Source organism: Microvirga sesbaniae (assembly GCF_025460805.1).
Taxonomy (GTDB): Bacteria; Pseudomonadota; Alphaproteobacteria; order Rhizobiales; family Beijerinckiaceae; genus Microvirga; species Microvirga sesbaniae.
On record NZ_JAMXFJ010000001.1, the window covers coordinates 517,325 to 536,741 of the forward strand.

The following is a 19,417-nucleotide window of genomic DNA, read 5'->3' on the forward strand; positions in this document are numbered from 1 at the left end:
TCAATGTTGCTGGGTTTTCTAGTTGCGAGAGGAAAATGCACATGCTGTTCGTCTATCGCCGCCAAGCTTCATGACACTACGTCGTGCACTCCTCGGGGATGCGGCACATCACCTCTTCGCCCACCTAAGCTTCGACTTTGACGGGCCTTTCTGTTTCCGGCTCCGGAATGCTAAAGCGTGGCCATGGGCACCTATTAGAAGAAGACCGCCGATGTCTACTCCACGCAGGCCGTGACGACACGTTCTTCATAGCGTTCGACTCGGACGTGCGCTTCCCGCGCACTATTCCTCTGACTGGCGACGAACCCATCGGAGTTGCCCACTCGATAACCGGCGGTCTTGAGGACGGACTATGGAAGTGGTCGATGACTGCCTCGCTCCCAAGCCCCGCTACAGTTCACTGGCGAATCGAATCGCTTCTGACAGGACAAAGGCCGGGCGCGAGGTCATTGCATGCTGTCGGCCCTACCTGTCGATCCGATCAGAACAATATCCGGGCTGCAACTACTGCTTCGCCTCTGGGGCTCCTTGCAGTTTCCGCATCGTCTCAAGGATCGCCTCAGCCGCCCCAGGACCACCGATCTCGATGATGCCGCCATCGGTGGTCTTCTCATTCTCGTCCTTCCGACTCTTCAACGATGAATCCCGCTTCGGTTTAGACATCTTCAGGGCTGCCCTGGCTCTGGTCTGAATTCGACAGGGTAAATAGAAGAGTCCGCGGGGCACCGCCACAACCGACACTGCCGGCCGTTCGGCGCATGCTGCTTGATTATCTGGGCGCATGCCGTGCGCCCGCGATGCCCCTTCTCTCGCGCCCACGTCTCCTTCGATGCAATGAAAGGAGTGCCAATGTGGTGTTGGTACGGCTACGAAAAGAAGCTGTCTTATTCTAACTTGCCTATGCCTCAATGCAGCTAATGATCGTCACGAAGGTGGTGTACTATCGGGCAGTGTCGATCATCGTGAGGAGGCGCGCGATGGATGACGACGTTTTGCGGCTAACCCATATGACGACGAAGCAAGTGGAGGAGACCTGTCTCGTGGCCGCAAGGCTGTTGCGCCAGGGACCGCTCTCCCAAGCCGAGATCGCGCGCTCATTGGGAGTGAGCCGCGCCAGTGTCTGACGCTCGGCGGTTATTCTTGCCCAGGAGGGCACGCACGGCTTGCGCGCGCGACCCATTCCAGGACCGCTCCCCCGCCTGGATCAGAAAGCCTGGACCCGCTCGGCCCGGCTGCTGGACTGAGGCGCGGTGGCGGCTGGTTTTGCAACCGACCGGTCGACGCTCGAGCGCATCGCGGTCCTGATCGAGCGGGAGCTCGGGGTGCATTACCATCCGGGCTATTTGGAGCGGCCGCACAAGGGGCACGGCTTCAGCGTGCAACGTCCCGCTATCCGGGGCCAAAGAACGGGAACAACTCGTGATTGCGGTCTGGCCCAAGCGCGAGTGGGTGGGGCTCAAAAAGGCGCGCCGAGAGCACTGGACCCTCCTGCTCGTGGATGAGGTGGGCCGCAGCCTCCTGATCAGGCCGGGCACGACCAGGGCCCGTCGTGGACCGACCCCAGTGCTGCGGCGGGTGAGCAAGCGGCGCGAGGTCTCAAGCGTGGCACCCATCACTCCGGATAGGAGTCTGTATGCGCGCCACGTCTGCACGTCCACTCGAGCCGCTGTGTCATCCAGGTCCTGCGCTACTTCAGCCGCAAGATCGACACGCCGCTGCCCGTCGTGTGGGATCGGTTGAATCCCCAACGCTCACGAGCAACCTCGGCCTTCATTGCGGCCCACCCGCAGGACTACGCGGTGGCCTATGCCCCCGAGTTGAATCCAGAAGAGCGGTGCAATGCGCTCGTCAAGCATTCCATGGCGAACGCTCTGCCTCGCTCAGTCGACAACCTGCATCGTCAGGCCCGCCGCGGGTTCAACCGCCTGAAACGACGACCCGAGATGATCACCAGCTTCTTTCAGCATGAAGGCCATCCCTTTGGGAGGCTTACGTGAAGATCATTGGCAGATGATAATGAAACACGCGCGGGCGTCTCTACCTGTCGTGGCCGGTTCCTTGTACGATGTACGGTCGTTCCTTCCGGTTGGTACTCGCACCACGATCGGAAGGAGGATTCAACTCCTCAACGATTGAAAGCCCCTGCTAGCTGAGCGTTGCAACTTTTACCTGCCGCCCGTGGTGGGACCGCAGGACTCATCCTCAACTATCTGGGCTCAAAGCTTCCGAGAAAGGCTGACATCCGTCGGCTACCGCGATGTTATGCTTCTCCTCACCGTCCGTTCAGTACATTTAGGACATCGCAGTTGGTCGAAAGGGTTAAGCAGTCACCGGAGTACATTGCTGTATCGGATTGCCTCTGAGCCTGAACACTGCGCCCAAGAAAAGTGAGCTTAGGTTGATTCTGTGCGAAACGAGTAGTTCTTGTGTGCGAAGTAGCTTGTGAGTGCCGGGCTGAGAACACCGATGATATGGGCGATTGTTTCGCCATGGCTGACGAGACCGACCGCTGGGAAGATGAACCTTGCCAGTCCGACACTTACAAGCCAGACCTGCAGGAAGGCCGCGGCATTGACGATGGCGAAACGCACATACTCTTTGTGGACAGCGGCGCCAGATGCTTTGAACACGAAAAGCTTGGCTAGCACGAAGGCGGTGGTCATTCCGAACAGATAGGCGAGGCAAATGGCGAGCTCGTAGGGCATCACGAAGCCGAGCAACCACCGGCTCCCGATGTTGACCCCGGCGGCGAGGCCGCTGGTGAACAAGAAGCGGATGAAGCGGGACTCAAGCATATTCGCGTGCCTGTTCAACGGCGCGAGCCATCTGCTCTCCGAGACGAATGCTTTCCGCGATGCCGCGATCTTCCGGATAGTAGAAACAGGTATCTGCAATCTGCAATCCTTCGATTGGCGTCTGCACGGCTGGGATACGAGCGGCAAAACCGGGAGGACAAACGGGCTGAGCGTGGCTCAGACGACCCACGTGGGAGGCCACCAGATCGTCGTCAGATATTGTGGGGTTGATCCGACGGATGCAGTCCATCGATTCCTTGATAAACGTCTCGTTAGGACGTGCCCAGAGCGGGTTGGTGGTCGGCATATAGTAAGGCACATAGACCACCGACTCTCCGGTTCCGGTCGGACGGAGGTTTGAGAACTCGATGATACCTGGGATCGGCATGTCATCATCGACGATGTTGACCCAGAAATGAGGCGTCACGGACCGCTTCAGTTTAAGGACCACGCAGGTGACGCCAATATTGGCAATGCTGTCGTAGGCCTCTCGGACTTCTGAGGGTAGGGCAGGGGCGAGGGCGCTGACGTAGGGCGTCGGAACCGTCGAGATCACTGCATCGGCTTCGTAACGGCGCTGTGCGGTCTCGACGCCCGATACCCGCTCGTCCGTGGCCAGGATGAGGGTTGCCGGCTCGTTCAAGCGAATAACGCCGCCCAGCCTCGTGATTGCCTGGGTAAGCGCATGTACCAGGGTTTCGGAGCCCCCCTCGATATAGCCGAGTTCCTCCTGCATCAAGGAGCGACGAGAGCGTCCGATGCGGCGAATGCGGGTCCAGATCCAGGAGGCCGAGACGTTGTCGGCGTACTCATAGAACTTGAGATCGAAGAGCGGCTTCCAGAGCTTCCTGTAGACACTCGGTCCACACCAGCGTTCGATCCAGGTCTTGGCGGATACATTCTCCAGAGCGTCCCAGGAATTCCGCCGCGTCGAAATGAACATGAGCAGGCCATAGCGAAATTTCTCGGCAAGGCTCAGATGAGGAAAACGTAGCAGAGAGACCGGATCCCCCCAGGAATGCAGAGCCCCGTGCGTGAAGTATCCCATCGAGGTTTGGCGCCAGCGCATCTGGTCGCCGATACCAAGCTCCTTCATCAGGTCGAACGTCGGGTCGTCGGACTTGCAGATGAAGTGGTAGTAGCGTTCGATGGAGAGACCGTTCAGGTCGAAATGGGCGGCCATGCCGCCAGCCTCTGGCGCCGCCTCGAGCACTGTGACCTCGTGCCCGAGCTTCAGCGCTCGATAGGCGGCTGCAAGACCCATTGCACCTGCACCCAGAACGATAATCCGTGCCATGTGCTAGAACTCCAGGACAATCGATGAGTAATGCGGGTCGCGGAACGTTTCTTCCATGGCCTCTTTGAGCGGCGTTGCGCGTACGCCAAAGATTCCAGGCCAATCGATCACTTCGAATACATCCGGTGTCACCAGCGCTTCAAGCTGCTTGGTCGTGAATGGCGGATCCTTGTCGACCAACCCGTACACCTTCAGCATGGCCCAGAATGCCGCATACGGAACCTTGACGACAGGTGCTTTCGCGCCGCTCGCCCTACGTACCAGATGAATCAAGTCGATATAATCGATGCGTTCCTGACCACTGATATTGTACTGCGCGCCTTCTATCTTCCGATTGAGGCAGGTCATGATGATCTCGCAGAAATCGCCCACATAAAGGGGCTGCCGAAGATAGCGGCCATGGCCCGGGACCGGGAACACGGGAGCCTTGGCCATGAAACGCGCCAGCCAGCCGAGATGCTTCCGATCAAACCATCCGAACATCAAGGTCGGGCGGAGCACGACGCATGGAATCCCCGTGGACAGGACGAGAGCTTCCTGGGCCTTCTTGCTTTCAGTGTACCAATCGACGGCAGCCGAATTGACGACGGACGAGCTGATGTGAACGAGGTTGAGATCATTCCGGGCGGAGACCGCCTCCAGAAGGCGCTCTGTGGCGATCAGGTTGTTGCGTGTGAACTCGTCCTCGACCAAACCGCCGATCTGCGCATGGCCGACCACGACCGATTCGACGCCATCCAAAGCGGCGGACCAATTCCCTCTCTCAGCGAGATCCGCCTCAACCACCGTGATCTCGGGGTGAAGTTCCCGTAAGATCTTTGTGTTGGATGGGTGCTTATCGAACGCGACAATATCGTACCCGCCTCGACGTTTGAGGCGGGCGATCAGGTTCTGGCCCATGAGGCCAGCTGCACCCGTAATTGCGATCTTCATGCCTGATACTCGATATTCTAGAGAGATGTGCGATGGAAGAGCGGTCCGGGAGCATTGCGCACGCCCATCATCACCCATCTCCAGAACCAAGGAGTGTAGAGAACTTCCTTGCGCTTCTGGATGGCTCCGACAATGTCTGCCGCCACTTGATCAGGGCTTGCCCACAAAGGTCCCTTCTGCGAAAGGTGCGCCGTCATCTTTGTCGACACGAATCCGGGGCGGATATCGAGGACCTGGACGCCGGCAGCAAAGAGCCGATGGCGCAAGCCCTCGAGGTAGCGTTGCAGACCGCCTTTTGCGGCACCGTAGACATAGTTGCTCTTTCGGCCTCTATCGCCGGCAACGGATGAGATGACTGCCAGAGTGCCAGACTTGCGCGCCTCGAAACGATGGGCGAGCTCGCCGCACAGGAGCGCGGGGCTCAAGAAATTCAGAACCAACGCCTGCTCGGCCTTTGCGGATTCCGCTTCCATCTCCTGCTGGTCCGGGAGTGTGCCGTAGGCAACCACGGCGAGATCGAGTCCGTCAAACCGCGTCCAGGCTGCTGCAACGGTAGCGGGGATGTCAGCAGTCCTGGCGAAGTCCGCCTCCTGGACCTCGACCTCGGCGGCGCCCCGCACCTCGAGATCTGCAGCCGCCGCCGTCAGGCTTGCCTGATCGCGAGCGACGAGGACAAGGCGCGCTCCGCTTTCTGCATAACGGCGCGCCACGGCCGTGGCGATGCCCGAGGTCGCTCCGAAAATGGCCACCCGCATGGGTTTTGATACTTGCATCGTCATAGCTGAGCTTCGCCTTTTATCAGGCCGATCCGCTGCGCGAACGCTGAGGAAAAGCGTGGGTCCATCATGGGTTGAAACTGCTCGAAACTGGGGTAGCCCTGCCGAAAAGCATCGGGCGTCATAAGACTGTCTTTCGCCGGATAGAGCCGTCCGTAAGCTGCCACGGCAACTTCTTCAAGCAGTCTTAGGAGCTTCCGCGTCGTTGTGCCTCTTTCGGGGAAATCAAGTGCGAGGGTCACTCCAGGCCGAGGGAAGGACAGAAGCCCGGGCGAGGGCAGGTCTCCGAAGGTCTTGAGCACAACAAGCATCGAACCCTCTCCAGATTGGGCGATCAGACGCAGCATGTCGGCGACGGCTTCGCGCGCCTGCTCATGGGGCACCACGCATTGGAACTGGTAGAAGCCTTTGGGTCCGTAGAGGCGGTTCCACTCGCCGATCGCATCCAGCGGGTAGAAAACGGGCTCATAGCTGCCGATACGGCTGGTTTGGCCATTAAGGCCGAGCTTGCGCCAATAAAGGGCGTTGAACGCTCGGACCGACAGGCTGTTCGTGGCCGGGATGGGAGAAGTGATAGGTATGGACAGTCTTGAGTTCCGCCCCGGGGGTTCCACTCCCTTTCCGGGATAATGGCGGGCTCGCGAGTAAATCCCGCGGCCGAGATGTGCGCCGGATGCCAAGCAGTCCACCCATGCGGCGGTGTATTCCCAATCCCGATCCGAAGCCTCGGCAAGATCAAAAAAATCCGACAGGGATGAGAACTGAATATCTTCGGCCTCGACAGCGAGCCCTTCCACCCTCCGGAGTTGGAGGGTCGCACTCAGGATGAGCCCGGTCAGCCCAAGACCACCAATGGTTGCTGCGAAGAGATCCGGGTTCTGCTCCGGCGAGCAGACGAGACGCGATCCGTCGCTCCGAGCGAGCTCCAGGGCAAGCACATGCCGTCCGAACGTGCCGAAGCGATGATGATTCTTGCCGTGAACGTCATTAGCGATCGCGCCCCCGACCGTCACGAATCGGGTACCGGGCGTGACGGGCAGGAACCAGCCACTCCCATCGGCCTCCGGACGGCAGATCACCGCAAGGATGTCAGCCAAACGAACGCCCGCTTCGCATGTCAGCACGCCGGTCGCGCGATTGAATGCGAGAAACCGGTCGAGGGACCGGCAGTCGATCAGGCGTCCGCCGGGGTTCAGGGCCACATCCCCATATGACCGACCACAGCCATAGGCCAGCACAGGGAACTCGGATTCGGACAGTGCCCGAGTAGCGTTATCGCGGTTCTCCGGGCGGTCGACAACATGATTTGCCGAAACCGTTCGGCCCCAGGATCGGTAATCCTGCCGCCACATCGTCATCACCACGCCGCAAGCAGGATCAGGAGCGTGAGTACGCCCAGGCCGAGGGAGAACCGGTCCTTGAGAGCGAAAACGACCGGGTCCTCGTCCATGCGTCCGTGAACGGTGAGGTGCCAGACCCGGAGGGTCCAGATCAGGATGATCGGCATCATGCCCCAGAGAAAGCTCGGGCGGGCATAGAGGCCAAGGGGGTAATGCTCGTTGATGAGGTAGGTAGTGAAGATCATGATGGCGCCGAACCCGGCGGCGACGCCTGCGGCGAGCAGGAGTGGCAGATCTTTGGCTGTATAACCCCTTGATGCCACCTCAGTCCCTCCGGTGCGAAGCACCCGAGCCAGTTCGGCATAACGCTTCACCATCGCAAGCCCAAGGAAGAAAAGCATCGAGAAGGTGAGGAGCCATGGCGAGGCTTGCGCCGGCACAAGCGTGCTGCCGGCAATCACCCGCACTGTGAAAAGACCGGCCAGAATGAAGACGTCGATAATCGCCTGCTTCTTGAGAAAGAAGCTGTAGGCCAGGGTCACGGCGAGATAGGTCGCGAGAACTGCAACGCTGGCCCAAGGGAGCACCAGCAAGCCGATTGCGAAAGCGGCAGCAAGCAATCCGGCCGCTGCCAGGCATCCATCCCTCACCGGGATCGCGCCGGACGCGAAGGGGCGGAAGCGCTTGCGCGGATGCTGCCGATCCGCCGGCAGATCCACCATGTCATTGATGAGGTAGGTTGCCGAGGCGATAATGCCCATCAGCACGAACAAGAGAGTGGCCTGAGCCGCGACAGCCGGTGAGGCGATCTGGAAGCTGAGCACCGGAGCGATGAAGATAAGGGTATTCTTGACCCAATGCTGGAGACGAAAGGCTTTCAGCCATACACCCAGGCCGGCCCGCCGCACTGGAAACTCGGCCTCGATCGAATCCCTATTTGCGAGGCCAGCCTTTAGGCGGTCGGTCTGCCCCACGAGCACCACACGCTCGGCTTCTGCGAAGATCGGCTGATCGACCTGCCCGTCGCCAGCGTAACAGAAGCGGTCACCAAACACCTCCTTGATGGCTTGTGTCTTGGCGGCACCGCTGAGGTTCGTGTAACCATCCGATCCTCGGGCAACGTCGAAGATCTGGAGGTGCTCCGCGACGGCGTCTGCAATGGATTGATCGGCTGCGGTAAAAAGCCCGATCCGACGCCCTGCGCGCTTTTGTGCCCGCAGGAATTCGACCACTTCCTCATTGTAGGGCAACAGGCTAGCATCGAACCCAATGCGCTGCACAACCTCTCGCTTAAACGCAGCTTTGCCTTGCTTCAACGCATACCGGAGGTTAAAGACGGCGAGAGGCTGGGCCCGGACACAACCGATAAACCCCTCGTGCAGCGTGTCGGACCTGGTCAGCGTCCCGTCGAGGTCGACGGCAAGCGGCGGCAGGTCGTTAGACAGGCTGTCATGGGTGATAATGCGCTGGCAATCGGTATCGGCGTGCATAGATAATCTGGCCAATAATGAGAATTTTCAGCTAGTTAGCCCCAAGAGGGGCAATAGTTCGCTCGCCCTGTATTCGTAGGTGAACGATTGACGCATGTTCTGAATGCCCATGGCCGTTCACCAATGGGGAAGCGATCTATATGAAACTTTGTGGATAAGCAACTCGTGGCAATCGGATTGCGGCACCCATTTCTCCCATATACCACACGCCGGATCGATGGGTTCGCAGTCTCGCCCCGGCATATTGAGGTGCTTGTCAGCTTGCGCCAAGGCACCGTCCTCCAAGCGTCTGACGCTACGCGCGTAAGTTGTCATGTCTGGCTGCGCATTGCAGTATCCCGCACGAGACCGAGTGCTACCGGCTTCAGGTCCGTTGTTCATCGCAACCGGGGAATTAAGTTGTGCCACTGGAATGGAGGCCAAAAGATAGTGCATTAGGCAAGTTGCAATGAAAGTAAAGGTATATTTTCCTCTCCAGAGGGCAAGGATTCCGGGAGGAACAGGTAGGTGATGTGCTGATGACGTAATCGCCTTAGAGCCCGTCCCAAAACGAGTTCAGTGGCCGAGATCCCTTATGATTCCAGGAAGATGGTGAAGCCTGACCTGGAACCGCAATGTGGACCCCGACCACCCGGCGGCAGTATAGCCGCGACGGCTTGCGATACGAAACCGATTTGACTGATGCCGCATGGGCGCCGACCGAGCCGCTTATGCCTGAGCCGCTCGCCCGCGGATGACGCCGGCGCTGGCCGGCCCGTGAAATCCTCAACGGCATCTTCTACGTGTTGCGCGGCGGGATCGCCTGGCGGCTGTTGCCTTCGGACCTACCGCTCAAGAGCACGGTCTTTCGCTGGCACAGCCGGAGGCGGGACGCGGGCTTGTTCGAGACCATCAACCACGTGCTGGTCATGGCCGATCGCGAGCGGGTCGGCCGGGAGGCCTTGCCCACCGCTGCCGTGCTCGACAGCAAAAGCGTGACGACCGCCGATTGCGGCGGTCGGAGAGGCTATAATGCGGGCAAGGAGGTGAAAGGCCGCAAGCGCCAGGTCATGGTCGACACCGACGGACGCGGTCTGATCCTGGAGCCCCAACGCGCTGACCTCCAGGACCGGGACGAGGCCGGAGTGGTTCTGCGCCTGTCGCGGCGCGCATTCCCGTTTATCGCTACAGCGTTCGCCGACAGCGGCAATGCTGGCGAAGCTCCTACCCAGACCACCTCAATCCGCATCGAGATCGTCAGAAAGCCACCCGACCAGGTTGGCTTTGCGGTGGCCCCACGCCGCTGGGTTGTTGAACGATTCTCCGCGTGGATCAGCCGCAACCGGAGGCTCTGGAAAGATCCTGACGCGACGCTCACGTCAGCCCGCGCGTTCCTCTACGCCGCTTCCGTCATATTCCTCGTCCGCTGCTTGGGACAGATCTCATGATTGATGGAACGGACTCCAAGCAATATCGTCCAGAGTACCGTTTGAGGTGTGGTGCGCGGCAAAGAAAGAGCAGCGCCACGCTTTTACCTCAATGCCGAACGCTTCACAATCCTGGCGAAAGCTCGTATTGGCGCCGTGATCCTCCAAGATGTTGATGCCAAGAGTGCGGCATTCGCAGCACTAGCCGCGCTCCACTCGGAATTCGCCTGTTGTGCATCACTGAGGGCTGCGCGCAAAGCTTGCTCTGTGGCAGATAAGTGTTTCTGGCACAACGCAAATTCCGTCTCAAGCGCTTGAATCTTATTCTCGAGCGCATGGACCTTAGTCTCGAACACTTTAATCTCATCCTTGAGGTGATAAATGTGCTCATCGCGTTCACGAACTTGTGACGAGAGAAGCTGTTCTTGTTGCCGATTTGCTTCCTCAAGTGAGAGGTTAGCTTCCTCAAGCGAGAGAATACGAGTTTGTGCTTCCTTCAGGTCGTAAAGCGGGTTTGGAAAAAGGCTGGACGAATAGCGGTTGTAACTTAGCCTCAGTTGTGGCCAATCAATCGGATCAGCCCCGAAATAAGCAGCAATCAAACCGTCTCCGCTAAAGCTCTCATGGACATCGTGTTCGGCCAAGATTTGACCGCCGAAGTCCTTTAACATCTCAAGGCAGCGTTGGTGTGTCAGGGGATCACCGCTGATTTGATGCGCGTGGGTTGAAAAGAAGACAAATCGAATACGCTTCCCGCGCATCAAATCTTCGCACGAACGGATGACAGCCGTTTCTGCGCCCTGAGTATCGCAATGAAGGATGTCGAGGTGCTCGATGCCGCGAGCTGCGAGCAGGTCCGGTACTGAGACCTGTGGTATGAGAACAGTTCCAGAAGCTTCGGCCTCAAAGGGCTGAGGTTCCGTTGAGGACTCGCCTACAAATGCCTGCACGAACTCAATTTGACGGTCATTGATTGCCGCATTGGTCTTGCCGACCTCCATATTCTGAGGATCCGGTTCGACCACGATCGATCTTCGACCTTCGGGCGCTTCGCTCAAGAACCACAAGGAGTAATATGACCAGAAGCCGCCGAGCTCAAGCATCGTTGCTTTCGGCGGGATGTGCTTGAGCATTTCGTGGAAGACTAATTCCTCCTGCGGTTCATGATGCCCCTTCAGCCGCTGGATGATCTCGGCCTGCCAGTCTCCGTAGTATCCTCCTGCTTTTACACGCACGCCATTGTGCATAATCTGAACGCTGCGACCGTTTTCATCCACGACCGAGCCGGCATTTGCGACCTTCGGAATGGGATCACTGTCTCGGCAGCTTACCGTCATCTCTATCCGTGATCTCAGGATCTCACTGACCGACGGTTGTCTGCTATTCTTCTCCATACCCTTTGAGGCCTCCTGCCCCTCTCCCAAGTGCATTGTCTAAAAGGTCGTTGCAGGGCCTCTGATCCCAGCGCCTTCAACACGAGCCTTTATGAGATTTGCACAACGGAAACATCTCACACAGTTACTGACGTTGATGCCCTCAATCCAATACTGATTGAGAACTGATCGTTGCTGGTGCTCCAACCGGTACCAAAACCCTAAGGAAGGATGGTTGCACCTTAACTGATGGATGTCAGTGTTGGCGCATGCCATTCACTCCGCATTCGATTTAAACCGGTTTTCCACGATTGGCAATTTTGCAACGTTATGGCAGCGCAATATCGAGCAGGCCATTGCACCTTGACCAGGTTCATCACGCAAGTTATTCCCTTGCAAAGGAGAGGTCTGCTTGTGGGTATCGCTCTCCGGCGTCATCTCATATAGAAAAAATCATGGTCTCTCAAGTCAAACGTGCATTCTTCACAATTTGTTCAAATAATTACATGCCCCATGCCAGGGTACTGGTGGATTCTGCTCGGAAATATCACCCGGATATGGATGCGTTCGTCTGCTTGGCAGATGAATTTCTGCCCGAGGTGATGTCTTATCCTGCCGATTGCGGTATTGTGCCAAGTCACGACCTCGGTATTCCTGATTTCAAAGCATTCGCCTTTCGCTACGACGTGATGGAGTTCAATACGGCCGTCAAGCCCTATATGTTCAGCTATCTTTTCGACCGTGGCTATGATCATGTCATCTACTTCGATCCGGACATCGAAGTCTTCAGTCGCCTCGACAGAGTTTTGGACGCCCTCGATGGGGGGGCGCGGTTTGTCTTCACGCCGCACCTCACGATGCCGAACGAAGGCGAAGTACCGCCTGACGACATCACGATCATGCGGGCGGGCATCTATAACCTAGGCTTTCTCGGAGCAGGCAGGAGCGAGGAAACAGAGCGCGTTATTCGGTGGTGGTCACGACGTCTACGCTACCAATGTATCAATGATCAAAGCGCCGGAATTTTCGTCGACCAGAAGTTTATGGATCTTGTTCCTGGCTTCGTTTCGAATGTTGCAATCCTGCGCAGTCCGACGACCAATATAGCCTACTGGAATCTAGCGCAGCGGCACCTTGACCGGGTCGAGAGTGGTTGGACCGTCGACGGCGAGCCGCTGGGCTTTTTCCACTTCAGCGGATTCAATCCCAAGACGCCCAACATTCTCTCGAAGCATACCCCGTTGTTTCGAGGCGAACAGCCAGCCGCTCTACTCAGCATCCTCGATCACTATGCCAGGCAGCTGCTGGAAAACGGTTATGGGACGATCCCCAACGGCGCCTATGCCTATGGGAAGTTCGTGTCTGGCGCGCCTATTCCCGACATTGTGCGCCGCATGTTCCGGGAGACGCACCCGACATGGGCGGGCGATCCATTCGAGAACTACGAAGAATATCTCCATCTGCCTTCGCCTCAGGCGGATGGGAACACGAAGCTGTTCTGCGTGACCAATTTCATGAGGTATCTTTGGGCCTCGGAGCCGTACCTCCGGTCCACATTTGACATCCAGAATTCCTCCGATGTCGAACGATTCATTGTCTGGTACGTCAATCACGGCACCGACTTAGGACTCGACCCTCGGCTGATCGAGCCAGTGGCGGAGCGTGCTGGCCGGCGGACGCCGCACCTGCCGGACACACTCGTTCGTCGGAATCATCCTGATACCCGGCCAGACGTCAGTGTGGTGGGGTATCTCCGGACCGCAAGCGGCGTGGGAGAGGCAGGACGATTGACCCTGGAGGCCTTAACAGCTGCTAACGTGAAAGCACGGGGGTATGACATTGCTTTGAACGTTGCGTCGCCCCGAAACGACGAACGCTGCGCCCCGCTTTTTTCCGACAGTGTCGATGGCCGGGTGCAGATATTCAATATCAATGCGGATCAGCTTCCGCTGGTGATGGAGAGCATCCAACCGGTTACCCAGAAGGATGCATACCGCATCGCCATCCCGTTCTGGGAGCTGTCTGTGTTCCCCGACGCTTGGATCAATGCCATGGAATCGGCCGACGAAGTCTGGGCGCCCACGCGGTTCATCCAAGCCGCGCTGGTGAAAAAGCTGGTCAGGCCCGTTATTCGAATGCCGATCTCGCTGACTTTGCCCGCCTTCACTCCGCTTCCACGCAGTTACTTCTCGTTGCCTGAGGATAAGTTCATCTTCTTTTTCTCATTTGATTTCCTGTCCTTCGTCGAGCGGAAAAACCCTCGAGCGGCGGTGCAGGCCTTCAAGGAGGCGTTCCGTCGGCGCCATCATCGTTCGGACGTCGCATTGGTCCTGAAGTCGATCAACGGCGCTCTGGCCCATGACAGACTTGCGGCATTGCGCGACGAGTTCAAAGACGATCCCGATGTCATCATGATCGACAGGACGCTCAGCCGGGATGAGACGCTAAGCCTCATCAATGCGTCCGACGCTGTGATCTCGCTGCATCGCAGTGAAGGCCTCGGCCTCCTGGTGGCGGAAGCAATGGCGCTGGGAAAGCCGGTGATCGCAACTGATTACTCGGCAACAACGGAACTCGTGACCCCACGCACAGGGTATCCCGTTGATTACAAACTCATTGCTCTGCAGGACGGACAGTATCCTTTCTGGCAGAACCAAGTTTGGGCGGATCCGGACATTGGCCATGCTGCATGGCAGATGCGCCTCGTCGTAGCCAACTGTCAGGAGGCTGAAAAGAAGGCCGCCTATGCCAAGCAATATCTCAGGCAGAGCTACGGCGTCGAGCGCGTTGGCGCTCTCCAGCGGCAGCGCCTGACGCAGCTCGGTCTGTTTTAGATCTGCCCTAGGGCATTCCATGAGGTGGGGGCATCAGCACGAATCCTTGACATGCTGATGTGGGATACACTGATTGACTTCGAGGCAGACATCCTTTCTTGTCCGCCATAATGGCGCACAGGCTGATAGTATTAACGACGAGAAGCGTGCATTTCAGAGAGTTGGAAGAGATGTTTGCGCGGCAATGGAGCTCCGATGATAACTTGAGAAGTGCGATAGGAGCTCATATCGTGATCTCATTTGATCTTCAAAGTGCAGAACCTGACAATTTGCGCTAGGTGAGATGTAATCCTTGCGAGCGCTCTTGAGGTAACTACGAAATGTCTACGAAGGATCCGAAAACATCTCTTGTCGAAACGGCGATTCGACGCTCTAGTGAAAAAAATGCAGCCGATTTAGCCGCAGATTACGAGAAGCTTCGCCTTGAGAATGATGATTTGCGCTTTGAAGTAAGCCGTCTTCAAGCGTCGGTGGAGCGGCAGCAGCAGCAGCTTTTCGACCTCAATCGCCGGCTCGGCGAGAGTTACGATGCTCGCGACAATGGTGTTTCCGACAGAGAGATCGACCGCTTGCGAGCGAAGGAACGTCTCCTCAGTGAGATGCTAGAATCGCGGTCATGGCGTCTCACCCGCGGCTATCGCTATCTCGGCGCTAGGATTCAGCGTCTTCTGCGCAGCTAAACGAGTTGGCCGAGAAGACGATCTCGCCTCACAGGAACGGGGCTTATGGGAGTGGAGCCGCGGGCAGTCAGCGGCCGTTTTCGGGTGGTTGCCGTTGTGACCCACTTGGCCGAGGGATTGTTGAACCGTCAGACTGAGGCGAGGGCTACGCCCGGTCCATGCCCGCTGCCGCGACCAGATCGATCCAGCTTCTATCGGCCTGCCGCTCTGCCAAGAGGGCTGAAGCGCCGCGCGAGAGCTCGGCAAGAAGGTCGGGGTGATGCAGAATTTCCGCTAGAGCTTGGTGATAACCGCTGGGATCCGTCGTTTCCGCCACCCGACCGGCTTGCCCGAAGCCAATCTGCTCCGGGAGTGCCCCGGTCGGCATAACCAAGCTGGGCAGTCCCCAGGAAAGGGCTTGGGCGATGACGCCTGACTGGCTGGCTTCGACATAGGGGCAGAGCAACAAATCGTGAGTGGAGAAGAGCTCGGCCGTTTTCTCATGGCTGACCCAGCCCAGCCGCAGGTCGACCTGCGGCCAGTCGGCAAAGGCTTTCCTGACCTCTGCTTCGAGCGGGCCGGAGCCTGCCACCGTCAGGCGCCAAGTCGGGTTCTGCCGGATTGGCTCCAGCGCTCGGGCGAGAAGGGACAGCCCCTTGTATGGTAGCAAGCGCCCGTAGAAGAGGAGGTGAACAGGGTCATGCAGCGACCGCGCCCGAACGGCCTTCGGCCGTTGCGTCGGGTAAATCGTCTCAAGGGGGATGACCGTCGTTTTCCGGCCAGCGACCGGAATTCGCTCTACCACTCTCTCTGCGACGCTGGTCGACAGGGCCACGATCTGGTCGGCACTCTTGATGAGCAGATCCTGAGTCCAGCGCTGCCAAGTTGCGGCATAGTCGCCCGGATGGGGCTCGGCATCGTGGGCAACATAGACAACCTTGAGACCCCGCCGCTGAAGCAGCCGGGTGAACGGCCAGGCGAACGGCGCGTTCATGGTCACGATCACGGCCGAAGGCCGCAAGCCCGCGAGCGCCTCCGCATGGCGACGGAAGCGGCCCGGGAGGAGCCACGCGTCCCGCCACAGGGTCGAGAGGCGAGGGCGATCGAAAATCACGATCGGAAGACGGGTTGCCCTGAAGGCGGTCATATCGCTGTTCTGACTCGACAGGGACAGCGCGACGTCCACCGGTTCTGCAGCTCCGGCCAGGTGTCGAGCTAGGAAAAGCGTGACGTCCGAGCCGCCTCCACGTCGTCCCCAATAGAGGAGAACCGCCTTCGGACGGGCCGAGGGCACAGCAGGCTTGGCATAGGACTTCTCGACGGCCGTTGACATTTAGGACCAAATGCACGTGGTTTCGGCGGAGCGTCGCTCCTTCAGCCCGGTCAGTCCCACGAAAGGACCGCCTGCGCCAGCGGAAAATCAAAGGGGCGCTTCCGTCGCGATCGATTCACGCAACGTCGTATCTGCCGAGTTGACGCCGGCGCGCCGGCTGTTTAGGACGCGGGGGACGCGCGGGAGAAGTAAGGAACAGCCATGGGCGAGGGTAGCAACCAAATCCTACCAGTGATCATGTGCGGCGGCTCGGGGACGCGCCTGTGGCCGGCCTCCCGGGACAGCATGCCCAAGCAGTTCATCAACCTTCTCGGGGACAGCTCCACCTTCCAGACCGCCGTCCAGCGCGTGACGGCCCCGGGCGTGTTCCTGCGTCCGGCTATCATCTCAAGCAACGAAGTCCGCTTCATCGTCGCCGAGCAGTTGGCCCAGATCGGTACGGCAGCAGACATCATCCTGGAACCGATCCAGCGGGATTCGGCTGCTGCGATTGCCGTTGCGGCATGCCACGCGGCCCGGCACGCCCCGGACACGATCATCTTGGTCATTGCGGCGGACCACGTCATCGACGATCCGGCAGCTTTCGCTGCCGCCTGCCTGGCAGGCGTCGAGCCGGCTCGCCAGGGCCATATCATGACCCTCGGGGTCGTGCCTCAGTATCCGGCGACCAGCTACGGCTACATCAAGCCCGGTAAGCCGATCAAAGGCACCGATGCCTTCCGGGTCGAGCAATTCGTCGAAAAGCCGGACAGTGAGACGGCGCAGGGATACATCAATCAGGGGTACCTCTGGAACAGTGGTAATTTCCTGTTCCGCGCCGATGTCATGATCGAGGAACTCGAGAAGTTTCAGCCCGGCATCCTGGAGGCCGCCAGGGATGCCCTCGAGCGCGCGACCTCCGATCTCGACTTCATCCGCCTTCATGAAGATGCGTTCAAGCTCGCCCCGAAGACCTCGATCGACTACGCCGTGATGGAGCGCACCGAAAGGGCTGGTGTGCTTCCGGTCTCATTCCGGTGGTCCGACATCGGGTCCTGGGGATCACTCTGGGATGCGTCGGAGCGGGATGAGGCGGGCAATGCGCTGCGCGGAAATGTCGAGGTTGTCGAGGCTCACAACAGCCTGATTCACAGCGATGAAATTCTCACGACCGTCGTTGGCCTCGACGATGTGGTCGTGGTGGCCAAACCCGATGCGGTGCTCGTCACCTCCCGCAGCCGCTCCGAACTGGTGAAGGACCTCGTCGTATCGATGCGGGCAAAGCAGCGCCCCGAAGCGACCGAGCACCTGAGAATGTATCGTCCCTGGGGCTGGTACCAACGGATTGACCAGGGCTCGCGGTTCCAGGTCAAGCGCATCATGGTCAAGCCCGGCGGGCGCCTGTCCCTGCAGAAGCATTACCATCGTGCGGAGCACTGGGTCGTGGTTCGCGGAACCGCCGAGGTAACGGTGAACCAGGACGTGGTCGTGCTGCACGAGAACGAGTCCGTCTACATCCCGATCGGCTCGATTCATCGACTGACCAATCCGGGCCGTATCCCGCTTGAGCTCATTGAGGTGCAGGTGGGCAGCTATACGGGCGAGGACGACATCGTCCGGGTCGACGACATCTACGGACGGTAGCAGAGGCCGTCCGAAGGGATCGAACAGGTATCCAGGCCGCTTCCTCCCATTGGAGGTGGCCTTTTCCTTGGGTGGGAGCGCATCCGACCTCCTTGATAAGAGGGTTGCGGCGAGAGGTCCCGGAGGCACCATAGGGGTGCCTGCACTCCGCGGTGAAGTGTCGCTGGGGTCGGAAGTGTCACCGGGTCCGGAGCCCTCGACCCCGACTCCCACCTGAACGGGGTGTAGGCAGGGAGGCGGCTCACTCGCTTGGCCGCTCGCGCAAACGCACAAGCGTTACTGCCAGAGACTTGCCAGAATCGCTCAAGCTTTTCGTGATGACCGAGCGTAAATCCTAAGCTCTCCCTCTGGTCACCAAGGCGAATTTGAGACATTGCATTGAAGAAATGATTGCATCGTGTGATAAGCAGGCAGCCTTCGCCGGGGCGGCGGCCGTTCGGACGACCGGCGGACAATAGGCAGCCAAGGGGTACCATGAAACGATTTCTCGTGACCGGCGGAGCCGGGTTCATCGGATCGGCGGTTGTCCGCACCCTCATTCGCGACACCGCCCATCAGGTGCTCGTGGTCGACAAGCTCACCTATGCCGGAAACCTTGATTCCCTGAAGCCCGTCGCCAACAGCCCGCGCTACGCCTTCGAGCGGGCCGATGTCGCCGACGCCGAACGGGTGCGCTCGATCATCCAGAGCTACGCTCCCGACGTGGTCATGCACCTGGCGGCGGAGAGCCACGTGGACCGGTCGATCGATGGACCGGGCGAGTTCCTCCAGACAAACGTGGTGGGGACCTACAGCCTTCTCCAGGCGGCTCTCGGCTACTGGCGGCGGCTTTCCCCTGAGCGCCAGGCGGCGTTCCGCTTCCATCACATCTCGACCGACGAGGTCTTCGGTTCGCTCGGCCGCGAAGGGTTCTTCCATGAGGAGTATCCCTATCAGCCAAGTTCGCCGTATTCGGCCTCGAAGGCTGCCTCCGACCATTTCGTGCGCGCCTGGCACCATACCTACGGCCTGCCGACCGTGGTGACGAACTGCTCCAACAACTACGGGCCTTACCACTTCCCCGAGAAGCTGATTCCGCTGATCATCCTCAACGCCCTGCAGGGCAAGCCGCTGCCGGTCTATGGCAAGGGCGATAACATCCGCGACTGGCTCTACGTCGACGATCACGCGAGAGCGCTCATCCTCGTGGCAGAGCAGGGACGACCCGGCGAGACCTATGCCATCGGCGGACACAACGAGCGCCGAAACATCGATGTGGTCCATGCCATCTGCGCTCTCGTTGACGAGCTGGCGCCGAACGCCGCCATTGGCCCGCGCGAAAAGCTGATCACCTATGTCGCCGACCGGCCCGGCCACGACCTGCGCTACGCCATCGATGCCTCCAAGATCGAGCGCGATCTCGGCTGGCGCCCGACCGAGACCTTCGAATCCGGCCTTCGCAAGACCGTCGAGTGGTATCTGTCCAATCAGGAGTGGTGGGAGCGCGTGCGCTCCGGTATTTACCAGGGCGAGCGGCTTGGAGTGGTTGCCTAGCCTAGCCGTCATCCTGACGGCGCTC

Annotated in this window: 14 protein-coding genes and 1 pseudogene; 7 read left to right on the top strand and 8 right to left on the bottom strand. The window is 59.2% G+C overall.

Going from position 1 to position 19,417, the window contains the following annotated elements; genetic code table 11:
* The first annotated feature begins 977 nt into the window (after nucleotides 1-977).
* Both OCW50_RS02365 and OCW50_RS33315 read left to right on the top strand, forming a co-directional pair.
* Nucleotides 978-1,124, top strand: coding sequence for a hypothetical protein (locus OCW50_RS02365; protein WP_262296294.1), 147 nt, complete (start codon nucleotides 978-980; stop codon nucleotides 1,122-1,124).
* 126 nt (nucleotides 1,125-1,250) lie between these two features.
* A complete protein-coding gene (locus OCW50_RS33315; protein ID WP_373371286.1) occupies nucleotides 1,251-1,502 on the top strand; it encodes a winged helix-turn-helix domain-containing protein in 252 nt (83 codons plus the stop codon).
* 891 nt (nucleotides 1,503-2,393) lie between these two features.
* Here the strand turns inward: OCW50_RS33315 and OCW50_RS02370 are convergent.
* Genes OCW50_RS02370 through OCW50_RS02395 form a run of 6 tightly spaced genes read right to left on the bottom strand, consistent with a single transcriptional unit; the run spans nucleotide 2,394 to nucleotide 8,631 of the window.
* Complete coding sequence (locus OCW50_RS02370; protein WP_262296295.1) at nucleotides 2,394-2,795, bottom strand: GtrA family protein; 402 nt, start codon at nucleotides 2,793-2,795, stop codon at nucleotides 2,394-2,396.
* Nucleotides 2,788-4,092 (bottom strand): NAD(P)/FAD-dependent oxidoreductase, encoded by a 1,305-nt coding sequence (locus OCW50_RS02375; protein WP_262296296.1) that lies wholly within the window; start codon nucleotides 4,090-4,092, stop codon nucleotides 2,788-2,790. The genes OCW50_RS02370 and OCW50_RS02375 overlap by 8 nt, the downstream gene beginning before the upstream one ends.
* A 3-nt stretch (nucleotides 4,093-4,095) precedes the next feature.
* Nucleotides 4,096-5,025 (bottom strand): NAD-dependent epimerase/dehydratase family protein, encoded by a 930-nt coding sequence (locus OCW50_RS02380; RefSeq protein WP_262296297.1) that lies wholly within the window; start codon nucleotides 5,023-5,025, stop codon nucleotides 4,096-4,098.
* Between the two features lie 17 nt (nucleotides 5,026-5,042).
* Entirely contained in the window at nucleotides 5,043-5,804 is a 762-nt protein-coding gene (locus OCW50_RS02385) for an SDR family oxidoreductase (RefSeq protein ID WP_262296298.1), read from the bottom strand.
* On the bottom strand, nucleotides 5,801-7,153 hold the full coding sequence (locus OCW50_RS02390; protein WP_262296299.1) for an FAD-binding oxidoreductase: 1,353 nt from the start codon (nucleotides 7,151-7,153) through the stop codon (nucleotides 5,801-5,803). Before OCW50_RS02390 ends, OCW50_RS02385 begins: the two co-directional genes overlap by 4 nt.
* 5 nt (nucleotides 7,154-7,158) lie before the next feature.
* Nucleotides 7,159-8,631 carry a UbiA family prenyltransferase gene (locus OCW50_RS02395; RefSeq protein ID WP_262296300.1) on the bottom strand — a complete coding sequence of 491 codons (1,473 nt, stop codon included), beginning with the start codon at nucleotides 8,629-8,631 and terminating at the stop codon, nucleotides 7,159-7,161.
* A 614-nt stretch (nucleotides 8,632-9,245) separates the two neighbouring features.
* Here OCW50_RS02395 and OCW50_RS02400 point away from each other — a divergent pair.
* Nucleotides 9,246-10,058 (top strand): annotated as a pseudogene (locus tag OCW50_RS02400) (IS5 family transposase).
* Between the two features lie 83 nt (nucleotides 10,059-10,141).
* Here the strand turns inward: OCW50_RS02400 and OCW50_RS02405 are convergent.
* The gene (locus OCW50_RS02405) at nucleotides 10,142-11,431 is read right to left on the bottom strand and encodes an FkbM family methyltransferase (protein WP_262296301.1); all 1,290 of its coding nucleotides are present in this window, start codon (nucleotides 11,429-11,431) and stop codon (nucleotides 10,142-10,144) included.
* 434 nt (nucleotides 11,432-11,865) lie between these two features.
* Between OCW50_RS02405 and OCW50_RS02410 the strand changes: the two genes are divergently transcribed.
* Nucleotides 11,866-14,244 carry a glycosyltransferase gene (locus OCW50_RS02410; RefSeq protein WP_262296302.1) on the top strand — a complete coding sequence of 793 codons (2,379 nt, stop codon included), beginning with the start codon at nucleotides 11,866-11,868 and terminating at the stop codon, nucleotides 14,242-14,244.
* 320 nt (nucleotides 14,245-14,564) lie between these two features.
* Complete coding sequence (locus tag OCW50_RS02415) at nucleotides 14,565-14,924, top strand: DUF3450 domain-containing protein (RefSeq protein ID WP_262296303.1); 360 nt, start codon at nucleotides 14,565-14,567, stop codon at nucleotides 14,922-14,924.
* A 145-nt stretch (nucleotides 14,925-15,069) separates the two neighbouring features.
* Here the strand turns inward: OCW50_RS02415 and OCW50_RS02420 are convergent, their stop codons facing one another.
* A complete protein-coding gene (locus OCW50_RS02420; protein WP_262296304.1) occupies nucleotides 15,070-16,236 on the bottom strand; it encodes a glycosyltransferase family 4 protein in 1,167 nt (388 codons plus the stop codon).
* A 201-nt stretch (nucleotides 16,237-16,437) separates the two neighbouring features.
* Here OCW50_RS02420 and OCW50_RS02425 point away from each other — a divergent pair, with 201 nt between their 5' ends.
* The gene (locus OCW50_RS02425; RefSeq protein WP_262296305.1) at nucleotides 16,438-17,859 is read left to right on the top strand and encodes a mannose-1-phosphate guanylyltransferase/mannose-6-phosphate isomerase; all 1,422 of its coding nucleotides are present in this window, start codon (nucleotides 16,438-16,440) and stop codon (nucleotides 17,857-17,859) included.
* A 474-nt stretch (nucleotides 17,860-18,333) separates the two neighbouring features.
* Nucleotides 18,334-19,392: a dTDP-glucose 4,6-dehydratase gene (gene rfbB, locus OCW50_RS02430; RefSeq protein WP_262296306.1), complete on the top strand. Its 1,059-nt coding sequence runs from the start codon at nucleotides 18,334-18,336 to the stop codon at nucleotides 19,390-19,392.
* Nucleotides 19,393-19,417 lie beyond the last annotated feature (25 nt).

Coding starts and splice junctions, on each gene's coding strand:
- OCW50_RS02365 (WP_262296294.1), top strand. CDS start 978: ATGGATGACGACGTTTTGCGGCTAACCCATATGACGACGAAGCAAGTG.
- OCW50_RS02370 (WP_262296295.1), bottom strand. CDS start 2,795: ATGCTTGAGTCCCGCTTCATCCGCTTCTTGTTCACCAGCGGCCTCGCC.
- OCW50_RS02375 (WP_262296296.1), bottom strand. CDS start 4,092: ATGGCACGGATTATCGTTCTGGGTGCAGGTGCAATGGGTCTTGCAGCC.
- OCW50_RS02380 (WP_262296297.1), bottom strand. CDS start 5,025: ATGAAGATCGCAATTACGGGTGCAGCTGGCCTCATGGGCCAGAACCTG.
- OCW50_RS02385 (WP_262296298.1), bottom strand. CDS start 5,804: ATGACGATGCAAGTATCAAAACCCATGCGGGTGGCCATTTTCGGAGCG.
- OCW50_RS02390 (WP_262296299.1), bottom strand. CDS start 7,153: ATGTGGCGGCAGGATTACCGATCCTGGGGCCGAACGGTTTCGGCAAAT.
- OCW50_RS02395 (WP_262296300.1), bottom strand. CDS start 8,631: ATGCACGCCGATACCGATTGCCAGCGCATTATCACCCATGACAGCCTG.
- OCW50_RS02405 (WP_262296301.1), bottom strand. CDS start 11,431: ATGGAGAAGAATAGCAGACAACCGTCGGTCAGTGAGATCCTGAGATCA.
- OCW50_RS02410 (WP_262296302.1), top strand. CDS start 11,866: ATGGTCTCTCAAGTCAAACGTGCATTCTTCACAATTTGTTCAAATAAT.
- OCW50_RS02415 (WP_262296303.1), top strand. CDS start 14,565: ATGTCTACGAAGGATCCGAAAACATCTCTTGTCGAAACGGCGATTCGA.
- OCW50_RS02420 (WP_262296304.1), bottom strand. CDS start 16,236: ATGTCAACGGCCGTCGAGAAGTCCTATGCCAAGCCTGCTGTGCCCTCG.
- OCW50_RS02425 (WP_262296305.1), top strand. CDS start 16,438: ATGGGCGAGGGTAGCAACCAAATCCTACCAGTGATCATGTGCGGCGGC.
- rfbB (WP_262296306.1), top strand. CDS start 18,334: ATGAAACGATTTCTCGTGACCGGCGGAGCCGGGTTCATCGGATCGGCG.